The sequence below is a fragment of the Caballeronia sp. M1242 genome (genome assembly GCF_017220215.1).
In the GTDB taxonomy this organism is placed as follows: domain Bacteria; phylum Pseudomonadota; class Gammaproteobacteria; order Burkholderiales; family Burkholderiaceae; genus Caballeronia.
The window spans coordinates 871,538-896,788 of record NZ_CP071129.1 but is presented as its reverse complement, the minus strand read 5'-3'; the positions used below and the strand labels follow the sequence as shown (position 1 = coordinate 896,788).

The window sequence follows — 25,251 nt, the reverse complement described above, 5'->3', positions numbered from 1 at the left end:
CGTTTCGGTTGTGCGTCGGCAACGAGTCTCTTCGATAACTCGAACGCCGATTATCACGATTCGGCGGCGATGTTAACACGCAGCGCAGCCGCCGACTGCTATGCCATTCGGCCTATTGACAACGCATATGGACTCGCGTCCGCGCCGCGAATTCCCGCGTGCGTCGATGGTCCGCCGCGCGACAAATCATTTGTTGCATCTCGATGCTAGACAAACGATACGACGCCTGCGGTACCCTTACGGCTTTCGCCAGCTCTGGAATTTTCGATGTCTTCGCATTTTCGCCGCGCTTTATCCTCACGCTCGATGCCGCGTCCGCTGGCCATCCTTGCGCCTTGCGCTGGCGTCGCTGTTTTGATGGCAAGCCTCGTGAGCGGGTGCGCCATGCCGAAGCACTCGGACGCGAGCGCGCCGCCCACCGATCCTTACAACCCGGCCGCGACTCAATTGCTCGACGACACGCGGTGGGAACTGACGAGCTGGACCGAGGCGAACGGCCAGCCGCGCGCCGTGCCGAGTCGCGCCGCGGGCAGTCAGCCGATCACGCTCGATCTCTCCACCGAGAGCGGCCGTCGCCGGGCGAGCGGCTTTTCGGGCTGCAATCGCTACACCGGCCCGTACGTCCTCAAGGACGGCAAGTTGAGCTTCGGCCCGCTCGCCGGCACGCGCATGGCGTGTCCATCGAGCGTCGGCGGCGCTCTGGAGCAACCTTATCTCGACGCGCTCGCTCATGTCGCGAAGAGCGGCGTGCAGATGAATCCGCCGCAATCGCTTCAGTTGACGCTCGACAACGGCGGCGTGCTGACGTTCGCGCAGCGCGCTGAGTGATTCGCCGCCGCGCCTCGCTCGCGCGGCGCATGACAGGCTAAGTGTTGCCGACTGTTGCGCGCTTGCGCCATGCGCGTCCGGTTCAGCCCGCAACCGTTAAACTGCTCAGTCGATACGCCCGGCCAGTGCGCGACACACGCACGTCGCCCCCGTTACCGTTACGCGACCGGGCAGCCGTCTCTCACCCGTCTCATCCAACCTTGGTTCGATCCTTAGCATGCACACGGTAGTTCTCGGCTGGTTCGGTGCATCAGTCGTCTGGTTTCTCGCTCTCTTCTGGCGCGTCGTCAAATCGGTGCTTCCGGGCGGCGCGGGGCTGCGCGGTCCCGGCACGATCCGCCTGTGGCTCGGCTTCTTCACCGTCCTGCTGTCGAGCGCGACGCTGGAAGGCGCGCTCGCCGGCGCGCTCGAAGCACAGGAAAATGTCAATCGCGCCGGCCGCGCGCTCGCGGGGGCGCTCGCCGGCCTCGCGCATGCGCCCGGGGCAATCGCCATCGCGGCTGCGGTGCTGGCGATCAGTCTGCCGTGGCTTCTCGAATTCAGCTGGCGTTCGGTGCTCGCCTGGGCCGACGAAGCGTTCGGCTTCGGCCTTCCGCAAAGCTGGTTGACGCCGCGCGAGCCGTCCGAACGCGAGTCGCGCGCTCGCGAGCCCGAGCGTGCGAAGTCGAGGTCGAAGTCGACCTCAAGGCGCAGCGCGCAGGCCAGCGGGAAGCCGACCGGCATGCGTTGGCGCGAGCGCCGAACGCGCGAGACGACTGCGGACGCGCCGTTGCGAGGCATCGGCGGCGAGCGTTTCGATGCCACGGCCTCTCGCGCCTCGCCCGACGAGCCGACGCTCGGTATGCCTACCGGGCAACGCAGCGGACGTTATCAGCGGCCGACGCCGTGGCGTCCGCCAGCGACAGCCGGACGCGTCGCGAAGGGCGCGGAGGCATCGGCGGCGGGCATCGCGGCGACGGCGGAGGCTTATTCGCGCCGCCCCGCGTTCGAGCGCGCCGGCACGCCGGTGTCCACGTTCGTCGAGCCTGTCGCGCCCGACGGATGGCTCAATTCCCTGTCGACGGCAGCGGCGGCGCTCGGCTCGACGGCTTCGCGTGCCAATTTGCCGTCGGGGTCGCCTGGCCGCAGCGAGGCCGGCGCCGCCGGTTCGATGCGTTTCGCAGCCCCCACGGGTTCTGCTTCTTCCGCGTCGGCTGGGGCGCCGCAGCGGCCGACGCCCATGCAAAGCACGCAGACCACGCCAGCACGCGCCGCCATGCCCGGCCGCGGCCCGGCTCCCGCGCCGAGGAACGGCACCCCGGCGCGCAACCTGGTTCCAGCGCCCACCGCGACGCCGACTCAGACATCGCGTGGCCCGATCAGGCGCTCGCTGCCGACTGAGATGACAGGCGATGGACGCTCGTCGGCTTTCGCGCCGCCCGCGTTCTCGCGTCCGCCTTCGCCGCCTGTGCCGCCGCCCGCGCCCGACGCCATTCAGGCGACGCTGCGTTCCATCGAAGAGAAAGCGGCGCTCTGGACGTCGCTCGCAGGGGCGAGTCTCGCGCGCCATCACGAGGCGCAGGCATCGCCGTCGACCGATGCGCCTTCGCTGATTCCGGATCGCGCGGTGGCCGCGAGCGCGTTGGGGGACGGCGTTTCGGGCGATCGTGCGCCGCTCGGGTTGCACGCTTCGCCGGATTCTCAGCGTGACACGCGCGCCACGGCTGCACGGGTCGAAGAAGCGGCTTCGTTCGGCTTGCCTGTTGCACGCGACGCAAGCGTGGATGCGTCCGTTGCGCCACCGACCGATGCGATGCAATCGACGGTGCCGCGAACGCTGCAAAACGAGTCCGCAGGTACGATCCAAGCGCCCGAGGCAAAGCTAGACGCCGATGCACGCGCCCAGCGCGAAGTGAGCGCAACGATGCCTGCGATGCCCTCGCCGGTCTTAGACGAGCCGTCGAGCGAACCGACCAGCAGGGACGAAACGCCGCTGGCAACCTCGGACGCAATCGAGGAGCCGCCCACCATCGGGGGAACGCCCGCGACGTCATCGGCGGGCGCGCCCGCATCCATTCCGCAATCAGCAGTCGTCGACGCGCGCGCCGCTTCTGAGCCAGCCGCGGATAGCCGAGGCGTGACCGACAAAGACAAATCTCGAGTCGACGAGGCCCCGGCCGACGCGCTGGAGCAAGCGACCGCCGCTTCGTCGCTCGCGCAAACGCCGGCATCGCACGAAGCCGTCCACGCGTCTATCAGCGACGTCGCCGCGACCAAGAGGCTCGGCGAGCGACGACCGTCGAGCGAGCCTGCGGCTGCGCCGACGCCCGCCACAGCGGAGTCGACAGCGACCGCGCCCGGGCATGGCGCAGAACCGCTCTCCCCTGCCGACCCGCCAATGATGGAACCGGCGGCAACATTGCCGGCGCACATCATCCCTGACGCACCGGCCACTTTCGAAACACGCCCCGATGTCGAACGTGAGCCGCACGCGCCGTCATGGAAAGTGTCGACGGCGACTGCGGCCGGGCATGCGGCAGAACCGCCCTCCTCTGCTAATGCGCCAAGCATGGAACCGGCGGCAACGTCGCCGGCGCGCATCGTCCCTGACGCACCGGCCACCCTCCAAGCAAGCTCCGATGCCGAACGTGAGCCGCACGCGCCGTCATGGAAAGCGTCTACGGCGACCGCGGTCGGGCGTGGCGCAGAACCACACGCCGGCGTGCCAAGCATGGAACCGGCGGCAACATCGCCGGCGCACATCGTTCCTGAGGCACCGGCGACGCCCGAAGCACGCCCCGATGCCAAACGTGAGTCGCAAGCGCCGTCATGGAAAGCGTCCACGGTGACCGCGGTTGGGCATGGCGCAGAACCGCCCGCCGACGCTCCAAGCATGGAACCAGCGGCAATATCGCCGGCGCACATCGTCCCTGAGCCACCGGCCACGCTTGAAGCACGCTCCGATGCCGAACGCGAGCCGCACGCGCCGTCATGGCTGATGCGCGAACCGCTGGCCGACGAGCCCGCGCGCCCGGGCATGGGCGCAATCGTGACCGCAACCACCGCCCCCGCCTCGCCGAACGGCGCGCCGGAGGCCGTCGCGCCACACGCAAGCGCGCAGGACTTCGCGCCCTCTTCCAGCGTTGACGTCTCGCGAGATGCCCGGCCGATGCCTGCGAGCCCGCCACCGCTAGAAAAGCGCAAAGAACCGCCCTTCGAACCCGCTACAGTGCCGGACCGACCGGACTACCCGTTCGATTCGGCGCCCATCCTGCCGCCGCCGCTGCCCCGCTCGCTGTCCGAGCCTGGCGAGCCGCAGCCGTCGTTCGACGAAGCACCGCCCTGGCTCGATCACGAGCCGCAGACGCCGCCCGCGCCCCCCGCATTCAACGCGCCATCCACGCGCGCAACCATCGCGGAAACGCGCCCCGCCGCCGCTCCCGAGCCGCGTCAGCCGCTGCGCGGCTTCACGCCGACCGAGTTCGAATTCCACGCGCCGCAAGCGTCGGCCGTCGAGTTGCCGACGCTCGATCTGCTCGAACCCGCGTCCGACGAAGTCGAGCCCGTTTCTGAGGAACGCCTAGCCGATACCGGCCAACTCATCGAACAGCGCCTGCAGGAGTTCAAGGTGCCGGTGACGGTGGTGGGCGCGTCGGCGGGTCCGGTCATCACGCGCTTCGAAGTGGAACCGGCGCTCGGCGTGCGCGGCAGCCAGATCGTCGGGCTGATGAAGGATTTGTCGCGCGGGCTCGGGCTCACGTCGATCCGCGTCGTCGAGACGATTCCCGGCAAGACCTGCATGGGCCTCGAGTTGCCGAACGCGCGGCGGCAGATGATCCGCCTGTCGGAGATTCTCGAAGACGACGTGTATCGCGCGTCGAAGTCGAACCTTACGATCGCGATGGGCAAGGACATCGTCGGCAATCCAGTCGTGACCGATCTCGCGAAGGCGCCGCACATGCTCGTCGCGGGCACGACCGGCTCGGGGAAGTCCGTCGCCATCAACGCGATGATCCTCTCGCTGCTCTTCAAGGCGAAGCCCGAGGACGTGCGCCTCATCATGATCGACCCGAAGATGCTCGAACTGTCCGTCTACGAGGGCATTCCGCATCTGCTCGCGCCGGTCGTCACCGACATGAAGCTGGCCTCCAACGCGCTCAACTGGTGCGTCGGAGAAATGGAGAAGCGCTATCGGCTGATGTCGGCCGTCGGCGTGCGCAACCTGCAAGGCTTCAACCAGAAGGTGCGCAATACCGAAGCCGCGGGCAAGAAGCTCACGAACCCGTTCTCGTTGACGCCCGACGCGCCGGAGCCGCTCTCGACGCTGCCGCTGATCGTCGTCGTGATCGACGAGCTCGCGGATCTGATGATGGTCGCCGGCAAGCAGATCGAACAGTTGATTGCCCGCCTCGCGCAAAAGGCGCGCGCCGCCGGCATCCACCTGATTCTCGCCACGCAGCGGCCGTCGGTGGACGTCATCACCGGGCTCATCAAGGCGAACATTCCGACGCGCGTGGCGTTTCAGGTGTCCTCGAAGATCGATTCGCGCACGATTCTCGACCAGATGGGCGCCGAATCGCTGCTCGGCGCGGGCGACATGCTGTTCCTGCCGCCCGGCACCGGCTATCCGCAGCGCGTGCACGGCGCGTTCGTCGCGGACGACGAAGTGCATCGCGTGGTCGAGTATCTGAAGCAGTTCGGCGAGCCGGAGTACGAAGAAGGCATTCTGTCTGGGCCGACGCCCGAGGGCGGCTCGCAGGATCTCTTCGGCGAAACGCCCGATGCGGAAGCCGATCCGCTCTACGATGAAGCCGTCGCGTTCGTCGTGCGCACGCGGCGCGCGTCGATTTCGTCGGTGCAACGGCAGTTGCGCATCGGCTATAACCGCGCCGCGCGTCTCGTCGAACAGATGGAATCGGCCGGGCTCGTCTCGCCGATGGGCAGCAACGGCAACCGCGAAGTACTCGCGCCGCCCGGCCCGGCCGACTAAGCCTCAGATCAGCGCCTCACCAGACGCGCAGCTTGCGCAGCAGGAAGATCGTGATGGCGGCGCAGCCCGCCATCACGCCGATGACGATCCAGAACGACGCCGGATCGTGCGTGCCCGGCAAGCCCGCCACATTCATGCCGAAGATGCCCGTGAGAAGCGTCGCGGGCATCAAGAGCGCAGACATGATCGCGAGCCACAGCAGCTTGCGGTTGATGTCCTCGGAGAGCAGCGCCGCGATTTCATCCTGCAAGAGTTTCGCGCGTTCATAGAGTCCTTCCAGCCCCGCGCCCAGGCCGTTCAGCACCTGAATGGCCTGCACGAGCGCCTCCATGGAACGCGGCTCGGCCCATTCCAGACGGCGCGTGACGAGTTGCGTCAGCGCGTTGCGCTCTGGGTCGATAAAGCGCTTCACCTCGACCAGCCTGCGCCGCACGTCGCCGAGATGCGCGCGCGAGTTCCCCTGACCGTTCTCGAGCACGCCCTCTTCCACGTCGTCGAGCCGGTCGCCGATATCGTCGATGCGATCGACGAAGGTCTCGTTCAGCGCGCGAATCAGGCCCGCGAAGAGGTCGACGGTATCGCGGAACGTCGCGCCTTCGAGCACGGCGTGGCGCAGACGGTCGGTCGATTGCAGCGGACGCGCCCGCACGGTAATCATGCGGTGGCGGTCGACGTAGAAGCGCAGCGCGCTCGTCGCGCGATTGGCCTCGCGCACGCCCGGCGAGGCAGCATCCGGCGCGGCCGCGACGAGTTCGAGGTCCGCCACCACGCCGTACACGAAGTTCGCGCCCATGTGGACGCGCGGCCGCTTGTCCTCGCCGTTCAGGAATTCTCGCGCAACGTCCGGCATCGACGTGACGCCTTCGAGCCAGCTTTCCACGGTGTCGTCGTTGGCCGAAAGATGCAGCCACGTGAAGCCGTCGCCCGCCACGGCCAGGCGCGCCTCGTCCCACGAGAGCCGCAGCGCGTCGCCGCCCGCGAAGTCGAACGCGCTGATGAATCCCGGCGGCGCCGGCTGGTCGTGACCGGCGCGCGCGCGCTCGGCCGGGTCCTGCGTACGGGTCGTATCCAATGTTGCTTCCCTGCTGTTGCCTTACAAATTGATCGGGACACCTTTCGATTCCCAATGCGATGCCACTTCACGTTCGCATGAAGCGAGCCGTCCGGCCATCGTACTAGAACTCGTAGCGTCCCCAGAAGAAGGCGACGTCGCCGTCGTTCAGTCCGGGCAGGCGCGGAATGAACGTGCCCATCAGCGACGCGCGCTTATAGCGGATCGAGCCGATGGGCAACGCAAGCGGCAACGGGAAATAGTGCGCGACGTCCGAGCGCGCGGTGAAGCCCGCGAAAAAGCCGCCGCCGGCTTGCAAGCCGCCCAGCACCGGCTTCGTGAACCACTGCCGCGCATAGCCGCCTATCGGTTCGAAGTTGTGATGCGAGTCCGAGAACGCGAACGCGAACAGCACGTCCTCGTTGCCGTCCGCGTCGGTCCAGTGCTTGCCCGCGCCGCCGCCCCACGACCACGGATTCAGCTCGCTGCGATTCGTGTAACCGTCGATGTGCCAGCCGTAGCCGGTGACATAGAGGTCCCAGGTGCCGTCGCGCGCCACGCGCATCACTCGCTGGCAGGCCGACGACATCCAGTCGCGCTTGAAATCGCATTGCGTGTCGTCGGCTCGGGCCGCGAACGCGGTGGTAAAGCACAAGCTCGCCAACGAAACCGTGACTGCCCTGACCGCTATTTTTTTTGTCATTGTCGATGGACCGCGCATCGCTGTGAAGGTAAGACGCCGGGGCGCCACGCGTCAGATGCCGCGCGGCGCTTCGTCATGAGCTCACGAAGGCGAGACGAATTTGAAGTCGACCGGCGAGCCGATCGACAACTGCTTGGGATCGGACGCGAGTTCGCCCGTCGCCGGATCGCGGCGGAAGAAATACGCGCTGTCGCTCTCCTGATTGCCGACGACGAGCCAGCGTCCGGTCGGATCGATGGCGAATTCGCGCGGCGTCTTGCCGAGCGTCGGATAGCGTTTGAGCAGCTTCAGATGCCCGTTGGCCGGATCGACGGCAAATGCCACGAGCTGATTCGCGTCGCCGCGATTCGTCGCGTAGAGAAAGCGCCCGTCCTGCGACAGGTGCAGCGCGCCCCCGCCGATCTTGCCTTTGAAGCCCGGCGCGGTCATCGGCACGGACTGCGTTTCGGTGAGCTTGCCGTCGGCGTAGTCGAAGACGAGGACCGAAGCGTTCAGTTCGGTCGTCAGATAGGCGTGCTTGCCGCTTGCGTCGAACACCAGATGGCGCGGGCCGGAGCCCGGCTTGATCGGCGTGTAGCGCGACTCGGTCGGGCCGAACAGACCGCGGCTGCCGTCCGGCGTGTAGCGATAGCCGAACACCTTGTCGACGCCCAGGTCCTGCGCGAAAAGATACTTGCCGTCGGGCGAGAAGACCGTCGAATGCACGTGCGAGTTGTCCTGCCGTCCTTTGACGGGGCCGCTGCCTTCGTGATGCACGGTCAAGACCGACGTGCCGACGTGTCCATCGGCGGAAAGCGGAAACACGGCGAAGCTGCCGCCCGGATTCGCCGCGACCGAGTAGTTGGCCGTGAGCAAGTACTTGCCGTCGGGCGAGATGGCGAGATAGCACGGATCGTTGCCGTCCGCCGACACGCGGTTCAGAAAGCTCAACTGCCCGCTCGCGCGATCGAAGCGAAACGCGCTCACGCCGCCGCGCTGCGACGCCGGGCCATTGTCGCCCGGCAATTCGTTCACCGCGTAGACATAGTTTCGATCGCGGCTGACGACGAGATACGACGGATTCACCGTCTGCGCCGATGCAATGCGCGTGAGCTCGCCATTGCCCGCATCGAAACGATAAACGTAGATGCCTTCGCTTTTCCCGCTGCCCGTGTACGTGCCGATGAGCAGGTCGAATACGTCTCCCGAGTTTCCCGTTGCAGCGCCGGTTGCGCTACTGCTCGCGGCGGTCGCCGACGGCGTCGCGTTGCCGGCCGTCTGCGCGAACGACTGCGCGGCGGCAAGAGAGAGCATGAGCGCCACGCCTTTGGCCCAGCGCGCCGGCTTCGCGCGGGCGGGCCATGCGCGCAAGAGCGGGCGCGGCGCTTGCAACAGCGCACGCATCGCGGCGCAGGAACGGCTCGGTTGCATGAGACCTCCTCATCGACTGTTTGCTGCGTGTTATGGATGTCACGCGCGCAGGCGTCGCGTGACCGGCGTGACTGGGGTGCGTGGAGAGCAAGTTGCGGACCGCTCGCGCGAAGCCTGAGTCGATGCGTCGCGCGTTGCGTCCCGCCACAGCACTCTAACCAACAAAAGGAGCTGATGCGATGAACATCCACGTAAGCCTCGGGCCGCTCGTTTCGCTGATCGCGGGCATCCTCATCCTCGTCATGCCGCGCCTGCTCAACTTCATCGTGGCGATCTACCTGATCGTCATCGGGCTGATCGGACTGTTCGGCACGGGCACGACACACTTGTGACGGCGATGCGCGCTCGCGGTTCCGTACGCCGAGCGCCGAACGCAAAAAGGCGCACGCGCGGATAGAACCGCGAGCGTGCGCAGTGTGTGATGGATGGCGGAAGGTGCCGCGCTTCGGACGCGCGCGGCCGGCAACGGCGTTCAGCCGTTTGCAAGCTGATCCAGACGCAGACGCCCTTGCAGCGACAGCGCGCCGACCGACAGCCCGCTCATATCGAAGCTGTAGCGGCTGAAACAGCCTCGTTCGGTGAGAAAAGCGGCAGCCGTGTCCATCGCGTTGCGGGAGAGGCCGAGGCGCTTGTGATCGAGGGGAAGCAGGTTGTCGCTGTCGCGCACGCGGCTCGCAGCGGAAAGAATGGCGATGCAGTCTGCTTTCGACGGATTGAGCATGGTGATGGTTTTCCTCGAAACGCAAAGCAACGAATGATGCCGGCCGCCCCGGCAAGCCGACAGGGGAAAACGAAGCCGAGCGCGCAGTGACGCGCGTCGCGGTTACGTTTAGCTTCCATTCTAAACATCAGCCGAAACGCGTGACAACGGTTTAATCGGCGCTTCGGTAGCGCTTTTCCGCCAACGGGCGCGGCGCGCGGTCGCAGGACGGTTCGCGAGCCACCGCACGCGCCCGGTTTTCTGCTTGCGCCAAGCGAATGCGGCAGAATGCGACCACATAACCGCCAATCGTTCTGCCTCGCGGCGCGTCGCCGCCAGCACAATCACGCTCACTATGCCCGCTCTGATCGAAGACTACGCCATGATCGGCGATGGCCATACCGCCGCCCTGGTCTCCCGCGACGGCTCCGTCGACTGGCTCTGCTGGCCGCGCTTCGATTCGGGCGCGTGCTTCGCCGCGCTGCTCGGCACGCCCGAGCATGGCAGATGGCTGCTCGCGCCCTCGATGCCGGACGGCGAAGCGCCGGTCGTGCGCCGCCGGTATCGCGACGACACACTCATTCTGGAGACGGACTTCGAAACGCCGCAGGGCGCCGTGACGGTGGTCGATTTCATGCCGTCGCGCAACGGTCATTCGGAACTGGTCCGCATCGTGATCGGACGGCGCGGCGTCGTGCGCATGAAGATGGAACTCGTTTTGCGCTTCGATTATGGATCGGTGATGCCGTGGGTCAGCCGCCTGCCGAACGACAGCGGCATCCGCGCGATCGCCGGGCCGGACCTCGCGGTGCTGCGCACGCCGGTGGAACTCGTCGGCGAGAACATGCGGACGACCGCCTGCTTCGACGTGACCGAAGGCGAGCGCGTGCCCTTCTCGCTCTGTTATTCGCAGTCGCATTTACGCTTGCCGCCCGCGCACGATCCGCACACGCAACTCGCGCGCACCGAAAATCACTGGCGCGAGTGGTCCGGCAAGAGCCAACTCGCCGGCCGCTGGGCGGGCGCCATTCGCCGCTCGCTCATCACGCTGAAGGCGCTGGCCTATGAGCCGACAGGCGGCATCGTGGCCGCGCCGACGACGTCGCTGCCCGAGCAGCTCGGCGGCGCGCGCAACTGGGACTACCGCTACTGCTGGCTGCGCGACGCCACCATCACGCTGCTCGCGCTGATGCGCGGCGGCTACTACGACGAAGCCCGCGCATGGCGCGCGTGGCTCGGCCGCGCCATGGCCGGCGCGCCGTCGCAGGTGCAGATCATGTACGGCATCGCGGGCGAGCGGCGGCTCGCCGAATGGGAGATTCCGTGGCTGCCGGGCTACGAGGGGTCGCAGCCGGTGCGCGTGGGCAACGGCGCGGTCGAGCAGTTGCAGCTCGACGTGTACGGCGAAGTCATGAACGCGCTGCATCTCGCGCGCGTCGGCGGCCTGCAAAGCGACGAAACCGCGTGGTCCATCCAGTGCACGATGCTTCAACATCTCGATACGGTCTGGGATCAGCCGGACGAAGGCATCTGGGAAGTGCGCGGCGGCCGACAGCATTTCACCTTCTCGAAGGTCATGACGTGGGTCGCGTATGACAGGGCCATCCGTTCGGCCGAACAGTTCGCGCTGGCCGGTCCGGTCGACCATTGGCGGGATATGCGCGCGCGCATTCACGCCGACGTCTGCGAAAAAGGCTGGAATCCGACACTGAACGCGTTCACGCAGGTCTATCACGGCGACGCACTCGACGCGAGCCTGCTCCTCATACCGCTGCTCGGCTTTTTGCCGCCGGACGATGCCCGTGTGACCGCCACCGTACATGCGATCGAGACCAACTTGACGCACGATGGTCTCGTGAAGCGCTATCACACGACGGAAACAGCGGACGGCCTGCCGCCCGGAGAAGGCACGTTTCTGGCTTGTAGCTTTTGGCTGGTGGACAACCTGGCGTTGCAGGGACGGATCGACGAAGCGCACGCGATGTTCGAGCGTCTCGTCGGCCTCGCGAACGATGTCGGGCTGCTCGCCGAGGAATACGACACGGTGGCAAAGCGCATGGTCGGCAATTTTCCGCAGGCGTTTACGCACGTCGCGTTGGTGCATACGGGGATGAACCTGATGAAGCACGAGCAGGCGATGGCGCATGCGACAGGCCAGCCCTCCCACGCGCAGAGAAGCGCCGCCGGCCGAGAGCCTGCCGTCGGCATGACGGAAGACTCTTGAGAAACGACGAGCCTCGGCTGTATTTGAGGCTAGAATGGTGCGATGCACAACGATGGACCTGTTGCTAGAAAGCCGGCAACTTCGACCGGTCGATTGTGTTCTGCAGACGTTCAGCGGAAACTGTTGCTTGGTATCAAAATTCTGCAGCGCTGGTCGTTAATGTAGAGAACCAGAGAAACACCCCAGCGACGAAGCGCGACGACGCGCCTCGAGCAAGAAACAGCAGCCCCGCGGCGCGGTTCAGCCGCACGGCGGGGATTTTCGATTGCCGTTGGGTCAGCTTGCCGGCCGAATTGCCGGGACCAACGGGCATTACCGGTTCGTACCGAAGTCATTGGGGCCACCATGCTCTATCAAATCCACGAATTTCAGCGGGCCATGTTGTCTCCTCTCACGGCATGGGCCCAGGCCGCCTCGAAGTCGTTCGTGAATCCGGCCAGCCCCCTCGCCTACGTTCCCGGCTCCACGCGTCTCGCGGCCGGCTACGAACTGCTCTACCGGCTCGGCAAGGACTACGAGAAACCCGAGTTCAACATTCACCAGATCGTCAAGGACGGCCACAACATTCCGATCGTCGAGCAGACGGTAATCGAGAAGCCGTTCTGCCGGCTCTTGCGCTTCAAACGGTTCGCCGATGACAGCGCGACCGTGACGAAGCTCAAGGACGAGCCGATCGTGCTGGTGTGCGCGCCGCTCTCCGGGCATCACTCGACGCTTCTGCGCGATACCGTCGGCACGCTGTTGCAGGACCATAAGGTCTACATCACCGACTGGCTCGATGCGCGCATGGTGCCGGTGGAAAACGGCGCGTTCCATCTGGACGATTACGTCGAATATATTCAGGAGTTCATTCGTCACATCGGCGCGAAAGATCTGCACGTGATCTCGGTGTGTCAGCCGACGGTGCCCGTGCTCGCCGCCATTTCGCTGATGGCGAGCCGCGGCGAAGACACGCCGCGCACGATGACCATGATGGGCGGCCCGATCGACGCGCGACGCAGCCCCACATCGGTGAACTCGCTCGCGAGCGAGCACTCGTACGAATGGTTCGAGAACAACGTCATCTACACGGTGCCGGCGAATTATCCGGGCGTGGGCCGCAAGGTGTATCCGGGCTTCCTGCAGCATGCGGGCTTCGTCGCGATGAATCCCGAGCGGCATCTCACGGCCCATTGGGACTTCTATCAAAACCTGCTGCGCGGCGACGACGACGATGCCGAACAGCATCGCCGCTTCTATGACGAGTACAACGCCGTGCTCGACATGGCCGCCGAGTATTACCTCGAAACCATCCGCATCGTGTTCCAGGAGTTTCGTCTGGCCGAGGGCACGTGGGACGTGAACGGCGAGCGCGTGCGCCCGCAGGACATCAAGCATACGGCGCTCTTCACGATCGAAGGCGAGCTCGACGATATCTCCGGCGACGGCCAGACGCGCGCCGCGCATGACCTGTGCACGGGCATTCCGCAGAAGGACAAGCGCCATTTCACCGCGGAAAAGGCCGGCCACTACGGGATCTTCTCGGGCCGGCGCTGGCGCACGATGGTGTACCCGCAATTGCGCGAGTTCATTCTCGAACACGACAAGTCGCCGAAGAAAGAAGCGGTGCCCGCGTAAGTGGATTGATCGCGGCGCAGTGCTTCAACCTGCGCTTCGGTACCGATTCCATTCGCAAAAGAAAAACGTCGCGCCCTTTGCAAGGCGCGACGTTTTTTTTCTTCAGACGGCGCTCTTTTTTAGCGGCGTCAGCGACGTGTCAAGTAAGCAAGCAGCAATTCCGTGTTCATCTTCACCATTTGTTCGCGTTGCGTCGGCTCGCTGAAGTCGAGACCGAAGCTCACCTGAAGCGTAAAACGGTTCGATACGATGTAATAACCGAGGCCCGACAGCGTGATATAGAACTTCAGCGGATCGACGTCGTTGCGAAACAGTCCGGCCTTCTGTCCGCGCTCGAGAATGGTCGCGAGCGTCTCGACCACCGGCGAGATCACCTCGCGCATGCGATTCGATCCCTTGATATATCTCGCCTCGTGCAGGTTCTCGTTGTTGATCAGACGCAGCAGTTCGGGATGGTCACGGTAGTAATCCCAAACGAAATGCGCAAGCCGCGTCATGGCTTCGATAGGGGCGAGGCCCTCGAGATCGAGCGAACGCTCGGCCTCGACGAGTGCGGACAGTGCATGTTCGAGCACGGCTGTGAACAACTGCTCCTTGCTGCCGAAGTAGTAGTACAGCATGCGCTCATTGGTCTCCGCCCGCCGGGCGATTTGATCCACACGTGCGCCAAACAGGCCGCCGGCTGCGAACTCTTCCGCGGCGGCAAGCAGGATACGGCGGCGTGTCCCTTCGGGATCTCTTTTGATTTTCGGCTGATTCATGATGGCATGAGTCGGGAGCCGCGTTGTCCGGATATGCGTCACGCGGCCCGCAGGGGGTACATGACGTGAACGGGCGCTGCCCATGGTTATGGGGGAACACCGTCCTGCGGTCAAACGATAAAGCGCTTCGATTATGCGCACATCACCGGGGCATTGGCAATTAGGATAAGGATCACCTGCGGCGGGTATCGCGCACTTGCGCGATAATCACGTCTGCTGCAATGAATAGCGTGGATAGTGTCGTTGCGCTTCGAACGCCGCGCCGTGCTGAGTCTTGCTGTTTTTCTGCTGCCGTTTCTACTGCTTTTTGCCCGCCTTATTTGCCACCGCGCAATCTCACGTGACCGCAACTGTTTCAAAGACGCTCGCCGAGCGCATCGAAGACCTGCTGCCGCAGACGCAATGCACCAAGTGCGGCTATCCGGCCTGCCGGCCTTACGCCGACGCCATCGCTGCGGGCGAGGCGAGCTACAACCGGTGCCCGCCGGGCGGGCAGGAAGGCGTCGCGCGTCTTGCGGCGTTGCTCGGCAAGCCGGAGATCGCGCTCGATACCACGCATGGCGTCGAGCGCGCGCGACCGCTGGCAGTCATCGACGAGAACCTGTGCATCGGCTGCACGCTGTGCATGCAGGCATGTCCGGTCGATGCCATATCGGGCGCGGCCAAGCAGATGCATACGGTCATCGACGCGCTGTGCACTGGCTGCGACCTGTGCGTGCCGCCCTGCCCGGTCGATTGCATCGCGATGATTCCCGTCACGGGCGACGCCACCGGCTGGGACGCATGGAGCCAGGAACAAGCGGATGCGGCGCGCACGCGGCATGACCGGCGCCTCGCGCGGCTCGAACGCGAGCGCGCGCAGGCCGAAGCGAAAGCGTCCGCGCGGCAGGCGTCGCGCGCGGCGCAGACAGCGGCCGCTGCGGCATCGGCTATGCCGTCCGCATCGACGGAAGACCCTGAAGCGAAGAAACGCGCCATCATTCAGGCCGCGCTCGAACGCGCGCGCAAGAAGAAAGAAGAAATGGCCAAACTGGGCGCAGGTCCGAAGAATACGGAGCACGTCAGCGCCGCCGTTCAGGCGCAGATCGACGCCGCCGAAGCACGCCGCAAACGCCTCGGCTTCGCCGAACAAGCGAGCGGAGCGAGCGATGCAGGCGGCGATCCAAACGAGACGGATTCAGACACGACGCAATGAACGCGAAGAAGCGCCGCGCCATCTTCGAGACGCTGCAAAGCATCGATCCGCATCCGAAGACCGAGCTCGAATACACGACACCGTTCGAACTGCTGATTGCCGTGATGCTATCGGCGCAAGCCACCGATGTCTCCGTCAACAAGGCCATGCGCAAGATGTTTCCAGTGGCGAATACGCCCGAAAAGGTGCTCGCGCTCGGCGAAGAAGGCGTGACGGAATACATCCGCACGATCGGGCTTTATCGAACGAAAGCGAAGAACGTGATCGCGACGTGCCGCATGCTCGTCGAACAATACGGCGGACAAGTGCCGGACAATCGCGAGGCGCTCGAAGGGCTGCCGGGCGTCGGACGCAAGACAGCGAATGTCGTGCTGAACATTGCGTTCGGGCAACCGACGATCGCGGTGGACACGCATATCTTTCGCGTCGCGAATCGCACGGGCATCGCGCCCGGCAAGGACGTGCGCGCGGTGGAAGCGGCGCTCGAAAAGCATGTGCCCAAGGAGTTCATCCAGGACGCGCATCACTGGCTCATCCTGCACGGCCGATACGTCTGCAAGGCGCGCGTGCCGGAGTGCTGGCATTGCGCGATTGAGCCGCTGTGCGAGTATCGGCCGAAGACGCCGGCGCCTGCCGAGTGACACGTCGCCTGCGGGCCGAGCACCGACATGCCGCCGCGATCTACAATGACGAATTCCCGAGCCGAACTTCACTCTCATGTTCAACCCTAGCCGCGACGAAGTCCGCCAGTTCTTCACCGAGACGTGGCGCAAGGAGCGCGCGGGCGAAATCCTGACGCCGCTCGAAAGCATGGCCGCCGACTGGATCCGCGAGCATCCCGAGTATCAGGCCGAACTCGCGGACCCCGACGCGCGGCAGGCCGACTATTCGCCCGACGCGGGCCGCACCAATCCGTTCCTGCACCTGTCGATGCATCTCGCCATCAGCGAGCAGTTGTCGATCGACCAGCCGCCGGGCATTCGCCGCGCGCACGATAAGCTCGTCGCGCGGCTCGGCTCGCCGCACGACGCGCAGCACGCCATCATGGAATGCCTCGGTCAGGTCATCTGGGAAGCACAGCGCAGCAACACGCCGCCGGATACGGACGCGTATCTCGCGCTCATTGAGCGGCGGGCATCGCGCGACTGACGCGCGACTGAGCCCCGACGCACCACGCGCACAAACGAAAACACCCCGCGAAAGCGGGGTGTTTCGTTTCCTGCGATGCGGCGACGCGCTTACTTCTTCAGCACGAGACTGCCATCGAGCGATTCGATATACGCGGCGATGTCCTTCAGGTCGCTCTGCGACAGGTTCTGCACCTGCGCGGCCATGATCGCGTTGTTGCGCCCGAAGTTCGGGTTGCCGTTGCCCATCTGATACTGGCGCAGCGCCCAGTAGATGTAGGTCGCATGCTGGCCGGCCAGCTTCGGATATTCGCCGCTCACCGGCTTGTTGAGGCCGGGGCCGTGGCAGGCCGCGCAGTTGTGGCTTTCGGAAAGCACCTTCCCGTTGCCCGCATCCGCTGCGTGCGCGGTGCCGAACGCTGACGAGCCGATGATCGCGGCGGCGGCGCATGCTGCCTTGAAGCTGAACCGAAATGCTTGAGACTGTGCCTGCGACTGTGCCTGCGACTGTGCCTGATAGGGCTTCATGAATTCTCCTGTCGACCGGTTTTCGAGGCGCGGCGCCAAGAATCCGGTCCCATGCATAGTGATGGCTGCCTGCGTTGTCGGATTGCCGTGCATCGGATCGTCCTCACACGGCGACGGGCGCTTCGGCCCGCTCGATCGCGGCAACGTGAGTTACTTGTCGGGGTTGTTCTTCGACTGCGGCGTCTGCGCGGCGTAGTAGGCGGCGATGTCCGCGATATCCTGATCCGAGAGCGTCACCGCGATGGCGCGCATGGTGTCGAAGTGGCGGTCGCCCTTCTTGTAGGCGTGCAGCGCGTTGGAAATGTACTGCGCGTTCTGACCGCCCAGCATCGGCACCTCGTAGACCTCGGGGTAAGCCGTGCGATAGCCGGGAATGCCGTGGCAGCCGATGCACATCGCGACCTTGCCCTCTGCGGCCTTTGCATTGCCCACGACGTCGGCGGACGCCTGGGTCGCGAAGCCGGCAAGACCGGACAGCACTGCAATCACGGCAAGTTTGCCGACGAAATAGTTCATAGCTTGTAACCTAGCATGAGGGGAAAACCGGCGCTCGAAAGCCGCGGCCCGCGCCGAGCGCATCACAACCTTCTCGGGACTGTTTGCTGCCTTTCACTGCTTCGCAAGCGGCGCATGCGCACCGGAAATGCGGCCGCCTGGCCGCGCAGGCCAAAAAAATCGGGCTAATTGTACCGCGCGACCACCCTAGCGTCCATTCTCCGAGATAGCGCAGAGCCGCCTCTGGCAATGGGAACCGGCTGAAAGACGCCTTCGCGGCCTGCGACAATTCGCCTCTATCCACGCGCCGCGTCGCGCGTCATTGCCTGTTCTCAGCAAGCCGCATGCATCGCTTCCTTCGTGCTTTCGTGGACCGTCGCGGACGGCTGCCACAATACCGGCGAGGCGTCCATCGCAACAGGGCTTCTGACTTATACTGGGATTTTTTTCCTCACCGGAATCTTCGTCATGCGCTTCGAAGGCTCATCGCAATACGTCGCAACGGACGACCTCAAGCTCGCGGTGAACGCCGCGATGACGCTAGAGCGGCCCTTGCTCATCAAGGGCGAACCCGGCACCGGCAAGACCATGCTCGCCGAGGAAGTCGCGGGCGCGCTCGGCATGCCGCTTTTGCAATGGCATATCAAGTCCACGACGAAAGCGCAGCAAGGTCTCTACGAATACGACGCGGTCTCGCGCCTGCGCGATTCGCAGCTCGGCGACGAGCGCGTGAAGGACATTCGCAATTACATCGTGAAGGGCGTGCTGTGGCAGGCGTTCGAGTCGGACCGGCAATCGGTGCTCCTGATCGACGAAATCGACAAGGCCGACATCGAGTTTCCGAACGACCTGCTGCGCGAACTCGACCGCATGGAGTTCTACGTCTACGAGACGCGCGAACTCGTGAAGGCGAAGCATCGGCCGCTCGTCATCATCACGTCGAACAACGAGAAGGAGCTGCCGGACGCGTTTCTGCGCCGCTGCTTCTTCCACTACATCAAGTTCCCCGATGCCTCGACGATGAAGGAGATCGTCGAAGTGCACTTCCCCGGCATCAAGCAGGACCTGCTCGCCGCCGCCATGCAGAGCTTCTTCGAATTGCGCAACGTGTCGGGTCTCAAGAAGAAGCCGTCGACATCCGAACTGCTCGACTGGCTAAAGCTCTTGCTCGCGGAGGACATTCCGCCCGAGGCGTTGCAGTCGTCGGATCAGAAGCAGATCGTGCCGCCGCTGCACGGCGCGCTGCTGAAGAACGAACAGGACGTCGCCCTCTTCGAGCGGCTCTTGTACATGAACCGCCATAACCGCTGATCAGCAAGCCACGAAAAGGAAACCACGCATGAGCCGCTGGATCGAACCCGTCACGCTCGAAGGCGAGCACGTGAGGCTGGTGCCGCTGAGCGTCGAGCACGAACAGGCGCTTGCGGCCGCCGCCGCCGATGGCGAGCTCTGGAAGCTCTGGTACACGAGCGTGCCTTCGCCCGATACGGCGCGCGCCTATATCGACGCAGCCATCGACATGCGCGACCGGCTGGGCGCCCATCCGTTCGCGGTCATCGATGCGAAGACGGGCGATGTCGTCGGCTCCACGCGCTATTTCAACGTCGAAGCGGCGCACCGGCGGCTCGAGATCGGCCATACGTGGTACGCGAAGCGCGTGCAGCGCACGGCGCTCAACACCGAAGCGAAGCGCCTGCTGCTCGGCCATGCTTTCGAGCAACTGAAGGCCATTGCCGTCGAGTTCCGGACGCACTTCATGAACCATCAGTCGCGCGCGGCCATCGCGCGGCTCGGCGCCAAGCAGGACGGCATTCTGCGCAATCACCAGATCGGCCGGGACGGCGCGTATCGCGATACCGTCGTGTTCTCGATCATCGAATCGGAATGGCCGGCCGTGCGCGCGCATCTCACGCACCGGCTCGACCGCTGATTCACGTCATGAAGGAAGGCGCGCCATGCTGATCGACTTCTTCTACTCGCTGCGCGACGCGAAGCTGCCCGTGTCGGTGAAGGAATACCTGACACTGCTGGAAGCGTTGAAGGCGCAGGTCATCTCGCCGTCGCTCGACGAGTTCTACTTTCTCGCGCGCATGACGCTCGTGAAGGACGAGAAGTACTTCGACAAGTTCGACCGTGCGTTCGGCACGTACTTTCATGGCGTCACGCAGTTGCCCGACGAAGCGTTCGACATTCCGCTCGACTGGCTCAAGAAGCGGCTCGACCGCGAGTTCACGCCGGAGGAGAAAAAGCGCATCGAGGCGCTCGGCGGGCTCGACAAGCTCATGGAACGCCTCAAAGCGCTGATGGACGAGCAGAAGGAACGCCACGAAGGCGGCAACAAGTGGATCGGCACCGGCGGCACGTCGCCGTTCGGACATGGCGGCTACAACCCGGAAGGTATCCGCATCGGCGGGGAATCGGCGGGCAATCGCACGGCCGTGAAGGTGTGGGACGAGCGCGCGTTTCGCGATTACGACGATCAGGTGGAAATCGGCACGCGCAACATCAAGGTCGCGCTGCGGCGCTTGCGGCGTTTCGCGCGCGAAGGCGCGGCCGAAGAACTGGATTTGCCCGATACCATCCGCAGCACCGCGGCGAACGCCGGCTGGCTCGACCTCAAGATGGTGCCCGAGCGGCACAACAACGTGAAAGTGCTGATGCTGCTCGATGTCGGCGGCTCGATGGACGACCATATCAAGCGCGTGGAAGAACTGTTCTCCGCCGCGAAGGCCGAGTTCAAGCATCTGGAGTTCTACTACTTCCACAACTGCGTCTACGACTATTTGTGGAAGAACAATCGCCGCCGCCACACCGAGCGCACGCCGACCTTCGACGTGCTGCACAAGTTCACGCCGGACTACAAGCTGATCTTCGTCGGCGACGCGACGATGAGTCCCTACGAAGTGCTTCAGCCGGGCGGCTCCGTCGAATACAACAACGCCGAAGCCGGCGCCGTGTGGCTGCGGCGGCTCGCGGATCAGTTTCCGCATCACGCGTGGCTCAATCCGGAGCCCGAGCGGCTCTGGGAATACCGCCAGTCCATTTCCGCGATCCGCCACGTGCTCGGCAACCGCATGTACGCGCTGACCCTGTCCGGCCTCGAAAGCGCCATGCGCGCGCTGTCCAAATAACACGTTAGAAAGAAGCAGAACCCGCATGAAAGCCACGCCGTCTGTCGCGCACGCCCCGCTGCGCCCTTTTTCCGATACGTCGGTGTCCGCGGTCGTCGCCGGTTTCGTCGCGATGATGACGGGCTACACGAGCTCGCTCGTGCTGATGTTTCAGGCGGGACAGGCCGCGCATCTGTCGGACGCGCAGATTTCGTCGTGGATCTGGGCGCTTTCCATCGGCATGGCGCTGTGCACGATCGGGCTCTCGCTGCGTTTTCGCGCGCCGATCGTCGTCGCGTGGTCGACGCCCGGCGCGGCGCTGCTCGTCACGTCGCTGCCGAACGTGCCGTATGCCGAGGCCATCGGCGCGTTTATCGCCTGCGCGGTATTGCTGACGGCGGTCGGCGTCACCGGCTGGTTCGACGCGCTGATGAAGCGCATTCCGTCGGGCATCGCCGCGGCGCTGCTCGCGGGCATCCTGTTCGAAATCGGCATCGAGATTTTTCGCGCGGCCGAGCATCAGACGGCGCTCGTGCTCGCGATGTTCTTCACGTACCTCGTCGTCAAGCGCGCGACGCCGCGCTACGCCATTCCGGCGACGCTGGCAGCAGGGGTGGCCGTCGCGGACGCGCTCGGGCTGCTCGACTTTTCGCGCTTTCACGTGGCGCTTGCGCATCCCGTGTTCACGATGCCGGCGTTTTCGTTCTCCGCCATCGTGAGCATCGGCGTGCCGCTTTTCATCGTCGCGATGGCGTCGCAGAACGTGCCGGGCATCGCGGTGCTGCGCGCGGACCGCTACACGACGCCCTCCGCGCCGCTCATCGCGACGACCGGCATCGCATCGCTCCTGCTCGCGCCGTTCGGCTCGCACGGCGTGAATCTCGCGGCGATCACGGCCGCCATCTGCACCGGCCCCGAAGCGCACGAGCGCCACGACCGGCGCTATACGGCGGCAGTCTGGTGCGGCGTTTTCTATTTGATCGCCGGCATTTTCGGCGCGACCATCGCGGCGCTTTTCGCGGCGTTTCCGAAGGCGCTCGTCGTCTCGGTCGCGGCGCTGGCGCTCTTCGGCTCGATCATGAGCGGGCTCGCCAACGCGATGCACGACGCCCGCCAGCGCGAACCCGCGCTCGTCACGTTCATGGTGACGGCCTCCGGCCTCACGCTGCTGTCCATCGGGCCGGCGTTCTGGGGCTTGATCGCGGGCGTCGTGACGCACGTGATTCTGAACGCCCGGCGCGGCTGACGCGGCCTACAATGCGGGAATCGGCCGAACGTGCTTCGCGCCGATGCACCACCACCGCATTTCAGAATCACGAAGATGGCTTTGCTCGACAAACTGCTGGCGCGCACCGCGCCGCCCGGCCCCACGAAACGCAAGACGATCGTCCGCGTGCTGCTCGACGACGCCGGCCACGTTCAGGACGTCGTCCTGAAAATGAGCTGCGGCGACACCGCAAAAGACGCGCACGCGCTCGAAGAAGTGCGCAAGATGCGCTTCGCCCGGGGGCAGCTCGGCTCCGGCACCGTGCGGCGCTGGCACGAACTCGCGTACGCCGTCGACTGACGGATGCATCGCGCGCCGACGGAACGCCCCGGCGCGCGCCCGGTCGAACCAGCGACGCGCACGCCCCGAGCGCGAACCGCACGCGCGGGTCTAAAATGAGACATTGGCAATAGGGGCGAGCCCGGCGCTTCAGAGGCGCGCGCCGGCATCGCGATCATGGACACCCGCGGGTTACCGCAATTTGACAAGGCGCTTCGCGCCGACGACTCGACATGACATCCGCTCTCGACCAGCTCAAGCAATACACCACCGTCGTCGCCGATACGGGCGACTTCCAGCAATTCGTTCAGTTCAAGCCGCAGGACGCGACCACGAATCCGTCGCTGATCCTGAAGGCCGTCCAGAAGGACGACTACAAGCCGCTGCTCGAGAAGACCGTCAAGGAGCACGCCGGCAAGCCGATGGGCCAGATCATCGACCATCTGCTGATCGCGTTCGGCACCGAGATTCTGAAGATCGTGCCGGGCCGCGTGTCCACCGAAGTCGACGCGCGCCTTTCGTTCGACACGAAGGGATCCATCGACAAGGGCCTCGAAATCATCAAGCTGTACGAAGCCGCGGGCATCAACCGCGAGCGCGTGCTGATCAAGCTCGCGTCGACGTGGGAAGGCATCCGCGCGGCCGAAGTGCTGCAGAAGGAAGGCATCCGCTGCAACATGACGCTGCTCTTCTCGCTCGCGCAGGCCGCGGCGTGCGCCGAAGCGGGCGCGCAGCTCATTTCGCCGTTCGTCGGCCGCATCTACGACTGGTACAAGAAGTCGGCCGGCGCGGAATGGGACGAAGTGAAGAACGGCGGCGCGAACGATCCCGGCGTGCAGTCGGTGCGCCGCATCTACTCGTACTACAAGAAGTTCGGCTACAAGACCGAGGTCATGGGCGCGAGCTTCCGCACCGTGAGCCAGATCACCGAACTGGCCGGCTGCGATCTGCTCACCATCAGCCCTGACCTGCTGAAGAAGCTGGCCGACAGCGACGAGAAGGTCGAACGCAAGCTGTCGCCGGACGCGGCCGACAACACGGATCTGGAGAAGATCAGCGTCGACGAGCCGTCGTTCCGCTTCGCCGTGAACGAAGACGCCATGGCGACCGAAAAGCTCGCCGAAGGCATCCGCGCGTTCGCGGCGGACGCCATCAAGCTCGAGAAGTTGATCACGGCGCTGCAATAAGAAGATGCGGGGGCGCGGTCGCCGCGCCCTCCGTCGTCTGCCGCAAGGACGTTCAGAAAAGGACGGTTCCAGGCGTCTTTTGACGTAAATTGACCTTCTCCGGGTCGGCGCGGCTTCCGGTTGCAATAGACTTTCGTGCTTTGGCGGGAGCGCCGCCCAAGCTCGGAGAAGCTTTCAATGCAACTGGATACGTATCTTTTCTTCCACGGAGATTGCGCGGACGCCCTCGCGCTGTATCAATCCGCGTTCGGCGCGGAAATTCAGACGCTCATTCGTTTCCGCGACACGCCCGACGCGGCGAACGTGCCGGCGGAGTGGCACGATAAGGTCATGCACGCGCTGTTCAGCGTCGGGGGCACGGCAATCATGGTGTCGGACGGCCAGTTCGGCCAGCCGCACCGCGAATATCAAGGTTTCACGCTATCGATCGGCGCCGAAAACGCCGAAGCAGGCGAGCGCACGTTCAACGCATTGAGCGAAGGTGGCACCGTCCTGACGCCGTGGCAGTCCACATTCTTCACGGCGGGCTTCGGCATGCTGAAAGACCGCTTCGGCGTGCCATGGCTCATCAACGTCGTGAACGCCGTCGAAATGGCCGACGCGCCGCAGCCGTCGCAGGACGCCACGGCGCAGCCCTGAGCGCGCGGGGCGTCAGCCGGGAAGCGGCCGCGCGCCTTCGATATTCCACTGACGCTCAATCTCACTCAGACGCAGCCGCAAGCGATCCACCTGCTCCGCGAAACGCATCGCGAGCCAGTGCATGCCCTGCGTCGATCCATCGCCCTCCTCGGCTTTCGCGCTCGAGTCCGCGTTAGCGTTCGCGTCGGCACGCATGTACAGCAAACCGACGCGGCCGAAACGCAGCGCGCGCGCCATCTTCAGCAGCTTCTGCCGCACCTGCTGCTCGCGCGGCGAGCAGTCGAGTGCAAAACCGCACGTCGCGCGCGGCGTGTCCGGCATCGACGTCACGAGCATCTCCAGCGCGGCGAGAATCGAGCGATGCAGCCGCTGGATCTCTTCGAGCCGCGCGACCGGCACGCGCGTTTCCTTCGCGACGGATTCCATGAGCGCGCGGGACTGCACGAGACGCTGACTCATCGCGAAGAAGCGGCGCGCGGTTTCTTCCGCGAGCAACGGCGTGCCGTCGAGCAACGCGCCGTAGAGACGCGCGCTTTCGCGCAGATTGTCGGCGAGGCGATAACGCCACGAGTACGTCGCGTACTGCGGCAGCACGAACGAGAACGCGAGCGCAATCGCAATGCCGATCAGCACGTTCGCCGTTCGCCACAGGCCCACATCGAACGGCGAATCGCCGTGGCCCGCGACGATGACCATGGTGATCGCCGTCAGCAGCGCGACATAGCCCGCCTTGCCGATGGCGTAATACGCGCACGCCCCGGCGATGGCGGACATCAGAATGAAGAACAGCGTGAGCGAGCCGAAGAGCGTCTCGACCAGAATCAGCGCGAGTCCGATGGCCGCGCCGAGCGCCGTGCCGAGCGCGCGTTCCGCCGCCTTCTTGCGGATATTGCCGTAGTGCTGCAACCCGCCGACCACGACGAGCAGCGAGACCGAGGCCCAACTGCCGTGCGGAATATTGATGCCCGTGGTGACGAGAAACGACGTCGCCATGCCGAGCGCGACGCGCACCGCGTGGATCATCTTCGCGTGCCGATAGCGGAAGAATGGCGACGCCAGGCCGTGCATGAGCCGCATCGCGCGGCTTCTGCGCGCTGACGCCGATGTCGATGAAAACATGAGTCGCTCGCGTCGGTAAGCGGTTTGTCGATCAGCGGGCGT

General features: G+C 65.1%; 24 protein-coding genes. 15 read left to right on the top strand and 9 right to left on the bottom strand.

All coding sequences use genetic code 11. The features are described 5' to 3' along the window. Positions 1 to 267: 267 nt before the first annotated feature. Positions 268 to 828 (top strand): META domain-containing protein, encoded by a 561-nt coding sequence (locus JYK05_RS04155; RefSeq protein WP_206467864.1) that lies wholly within the window; start codon positions 268 to 270, stop codon positions 826 to 828. Between the two features lie 217 nt (positions 829 to 1,045). After that, positions 1,046 to 5,797 carry a DNA translocase FtsK gene (locus tag JYK05_RS04150; RefSeq protein ID WP_206467863.1) on the top strand — a complete coding sequence of 1,584 codons (4,752 nt, stop codon included), beginning with the start codon at positions 1,046 to 1,048 and terminating at the stop codon, positions 5,795 to 5,797. A gap of 16 nt (positions 5,798 to 5,813) precedes the next feature. Here the strand turns inward: JYK05_RS04150 and JYK05_RS04145 are convergent, their stop codons facing one another. The 3 genes from JYK05_RS04145 to JYK05_RS04135 all read right to left on the bottom strand — a co-directional run bounded on the left by JYK05_RS04145 (position 5,814) and on the right by JYK05_RS04135 (position 8,961). After that, a complete protein-coding gene (locus tag JYK05_RS04145; RefSeq protein WP_206467862.1) occupies positions 5,814 to 6,869 on the bottom strand; it encodes a transporter in 1,056 nt (351 codons plus the stop codon). A 103-nt stretch (positions 6,870 to 6,972) separates the two neighbouring features. Beyond that, the gene (locus JYK05_RS04140; protein ID WP_175939892.1) at positions 6,973 to 7,551 is read right to left on the bottom strand and encodes an antimicrobial peptide resistance and lipid A acylation PagP; all 579 of its coding nucleotides are present in this window, start codon (positions 7,549 to 7,551) and stop codon (positions 6,973 to 6,975) included. Between the two features lie 81 nt (positions 7,552 to 7,632). Continuing rightward, complete coding sequence (locus tag JYK05_RS04135) at positions 7,633 to 8,961, bottom strand: lactonase family protein (protein WP_206467861.1); 1,329 nt, start codon at positions 8,959 to 8,961, stop codon at positions 7,633 to 7,635. 179 nt (positions 8,962 to 9,140) lie between these two features. Between JYK05_RS04135 and JYK05_RS04130 the strand changes: the two genes are divergently transcribed. Then, a complete protein-coding gene (locus JYK05_RS04130) occupies positions 9,141 to 9,293 on the top strand; it encodes a DUF3096 domain-containing protein (RefSeq protein WP_206467860.1) in 153 nt (50 codons plus the stop codon). 140 nt (positions 9,294 to 9,433) lie between these two features. Here the strand turns inward: JYK05_RS04130 and JYK05_RS04125 are convergent, their stop codons facing one another. After that, on the bottom strand, positions 9,434 to 9,682 hold the full coding sequence (locus tag JYK05_RS04125; protein ID WP_175939890.1) for a hypothetical protein: 249 nt from the start codon (positions 9,680 to 9,682) through the stop codon (positions 9,434 to 9,436). Between the two features lie 334 nt (positions 9,683 to 10,016). On the opposite strand from JYK05_RS04125, the gene JYK05_RS04120 reads away from it, so the two are divergent. Next, the gene (locus JYK05_RS04120; RefSeq protein WP_206467859.1) at positions 10,017 to 11,885 is read left to right on the top strand and encodes a glycoside hydrolase family 15 protein; all 1,869 of its coding nucleotides are present in this window, start codon (positions 10,017 to 10,019) and stop codon (positions 11,883 to 11,885) included. 133 nt (positions 11,886 to 12,018) lie between these two features. On the opposite strand, the gene JYK05_RS04115 is transcribed toward JYK05_RS04120, so the two are convergent. After that, positions 12,019 to 12,198 (bottom strand): hypothetical protein, encoded by a 180-nt coding sequence (locus JYK05_RS04115; protein WP_206467858.1) that lies wholly within the window; start codon positions 12,196 to 12,198, stop codon positions 12,019 to 12,021. A 32-nt stretch (positions 12,199 to 12,230) separates the two neighbouring features. Here JYK05_RS04115 and JYK05_RS04110 point away from each other — a divergent pair, with 32 nt between their 5' ends. Beyond that, a complete protein-coding gene (locus tag JYK05_RS04110; protein ID WP_175939888.1) occupies positions 12,231 to 13,502 on the top strand; it encodes a polyhydroxyalkanoate depolymerase in 1,272 nt (423 codons plus the stop codon). A 128-nt stretch (positions 13,503 to 13,630) separates the two neighbouring features. Here the strand turns inward: JYK05_RS04110 and JYK05_RS04105 are convergent, their stop codons facing one another. Next, positions 13,631 to 14,263: a TetR family transcriptional regulator gene (locus JYK05_RS04105; RefSeq protein ID WP_175940626.1), complete on the bottom strand. Its 633-nt coding sequence runs from the start codon at positions 14,261 to 14,263 to the stop codon at positions 13,631 to 13,633. Between the two features lie 340 nt (positions 14,264 to 14,603). Between JYK05_RS04105 and rsxB the strand changes: the two genes are divergently transcribed. The 3 genes from rsxB to JYK05_RS04090 all read left to right on the top strand — a co-directional run bounded on the left by rsxB (position 14,604) and on the right by JYK05_RS04090 (position 16,607). Beyond that, on the top strand, positions 14,604 to 15,458 hold the full coding sequence (rsxB, locus tag JYK05_RS04100; RefSeq protein ID WP_206467857.1) for an electron transport complex subunit RsxB: 855 nt from the start codon (positions 14,604 to 14,606) through the stop codon (positions 15,456 to 15,458). Further along, positions 15,455 to 16,099 (top strand): endonuclease III, encoded by a 645-nt coding sequence (nth, locus tag JYK05_RS04095; RefSeq protein WP_206467856.1) that lies wholly within the window; start codon positions 15,455 to 15,457, stop codon positions 16,097 to 16,099. The genes rsxB and nth overlap by 4 nt, the downstream gene beginning before the upstream one ends. Before the next feature lie 76 nt (positions 16,100 to 16,175). Continuing rightward, positions 16,176 to 16,607, top strand: a complete 432-nt coding sequence (locus JYK05_RS04090; protein WP_175939885.1) for a DUF1841 family protein — start codon at positions 16,176 to 16,178, stop codon at positions 16,605 to 16,607. A gap of 89 nt (positions 16,608 to 16,696) precedes the next feature. On the opposite strand, the gene JYK05_RS04085 is transcribed toward JYK05_RS04090, so the two are convergent. Both JYK05_RS04085 and JYK05_RS04080 read right to left on the bottom strand, forming a co-directional pair. Beyond that, complete coding sequence (locus tag JYK05_RS04085) at positions 16,697 to 17,113, bottom strand: c-type cytochrome (RefSeq protein ID WP_206467855.1); 417 nt, start codon at positions 17,111 to 17,113, stop codon at positions 16,697 to 16,699. A 150-nt stretch (positions 17,114 to 17,263) separates the two neighbouring features. Then, positions 17,264 to 17,629: a c-type cytochrome gene (locus tag JYK05_RS04080; RefSeq protein WP_175939883.1), complete on the bottom strand. Its 366-nt coding sequence runs from the start codon at positions 17,627 to 17,629 to the stop codon at positions 17,264 to 17,266. 447 nt (positions 17,630 to 18,076) lie between these two features. On the opposite strand from JYK05_RS04080, the gene JYK05_RS04075 reads away from it, so the two are divergent. From JYK05_RS04075 to JYK05_RS04045, 7 genes are all read left to right on the top strand, one after another. Next, positions 18,077 to 18,919 (top strand): MoxR family ATPase, encoded by an 843-nt coding sequence (locus JYK05_RS04075; protein ID WP_175939882.1) that lies wholly within the window; start codon positions 18,077 to 18,079, stop codon positions 18,917 to 18,919. Positions 18,920 to 18,947: 28 nt separating this feature from the next. Next, on the top strand, positions 18,948 to 19,538 hold the full coding sequence (locus JYK05_RS04070; protein WP_206467854.1) for a GNAT family N-acetyltransferase: 591 nt from the start codon (positions 18,948 to 18,950) through the stop codon (positions 19,536 to 19,538). A 25-nt stretch (positions 19,539 to 19,563) separates the two neighbouring features. Beyond that, complete coding sequence (locus JYK05_RS04065) at positions 19,564 to 20,739, top strand: VWA domain-containing protein (RefSeq protein ID WP_206467853.1); 1,176 nt, start codon at positions 19,564 to 19,566, stop codon at positions 20,737 to 20,739. A gap of 25 nt (positions 20,740 to 20,764) precedes the next feature. Then, positions 20,765 to 21,964 carry a benzoate/H(+) symporter BenE family transporter gene (locus JYK05_RS04060; RefSeq protein ID WP_206467852.1) on the top strand — a complete coding sequence of 400 codons (1,200 nt, stop codon included), beginning with the start codon at positions 20,765 to 20,767 and terminating at the stop codon, positions 21,962 to 21,964. A gap of 75 nt (positions 21,965 to 22,039) precedes the next feature. Beyond that, complete coding sequence (locus JYK05_RS04055; RefSeq protein ID WP_206467851.1) at positions 22,040 to 22,285, top strand: energy transducer TonB; 246 nt, start codon at positions 22,040 to 22,042, stop codon at positions 22,283 to 22,285. Between the two features lie 212 nt (positions 22,286 to 22,497). Continuing rightward, positions 22,498 to 23,451: a transaldolase gene (tal, locus tag JYK05_RS04050; protein WP_206467850.1), complete on the top strand. Its 954-nt coding sequence runs from the start codon at positions 22,498 to 22,500 to the stop codon at positions 23,449 to 23,451. Positions 23,452 to 23,628: 177 nt separating this feature from the next. Further along, a complete protein-coding gene (locus JYK05_RS04045) occupies positions 23,629 to 24,090 on the top strand; it encodes a VOC family protein (protein WP_206467849.1) in 462 nt (153 codons plus the stop codon). 12 nt (positions 24,091 to 24,102) lie between these two features. On the opposite strand, the gene JYK05_RS04040 is transcribed toward JYK05_RS04045, so the two are convergent. Then, the gene (locus JYK05_RS04040; RefSeq protein ID WP_206467848.1) at positions 24,103 to 25,209 is read right to left on the bottom strand and encodes an FUSC family protein; all 1,107 of its coding nucleotides are present in this window, start codon (positions 25,207 to 25,209) and stop codon (positions 24,103 to 24,105) included. Positions 25,210 to 25,251 lie beyond the last annotated feature (42 nt).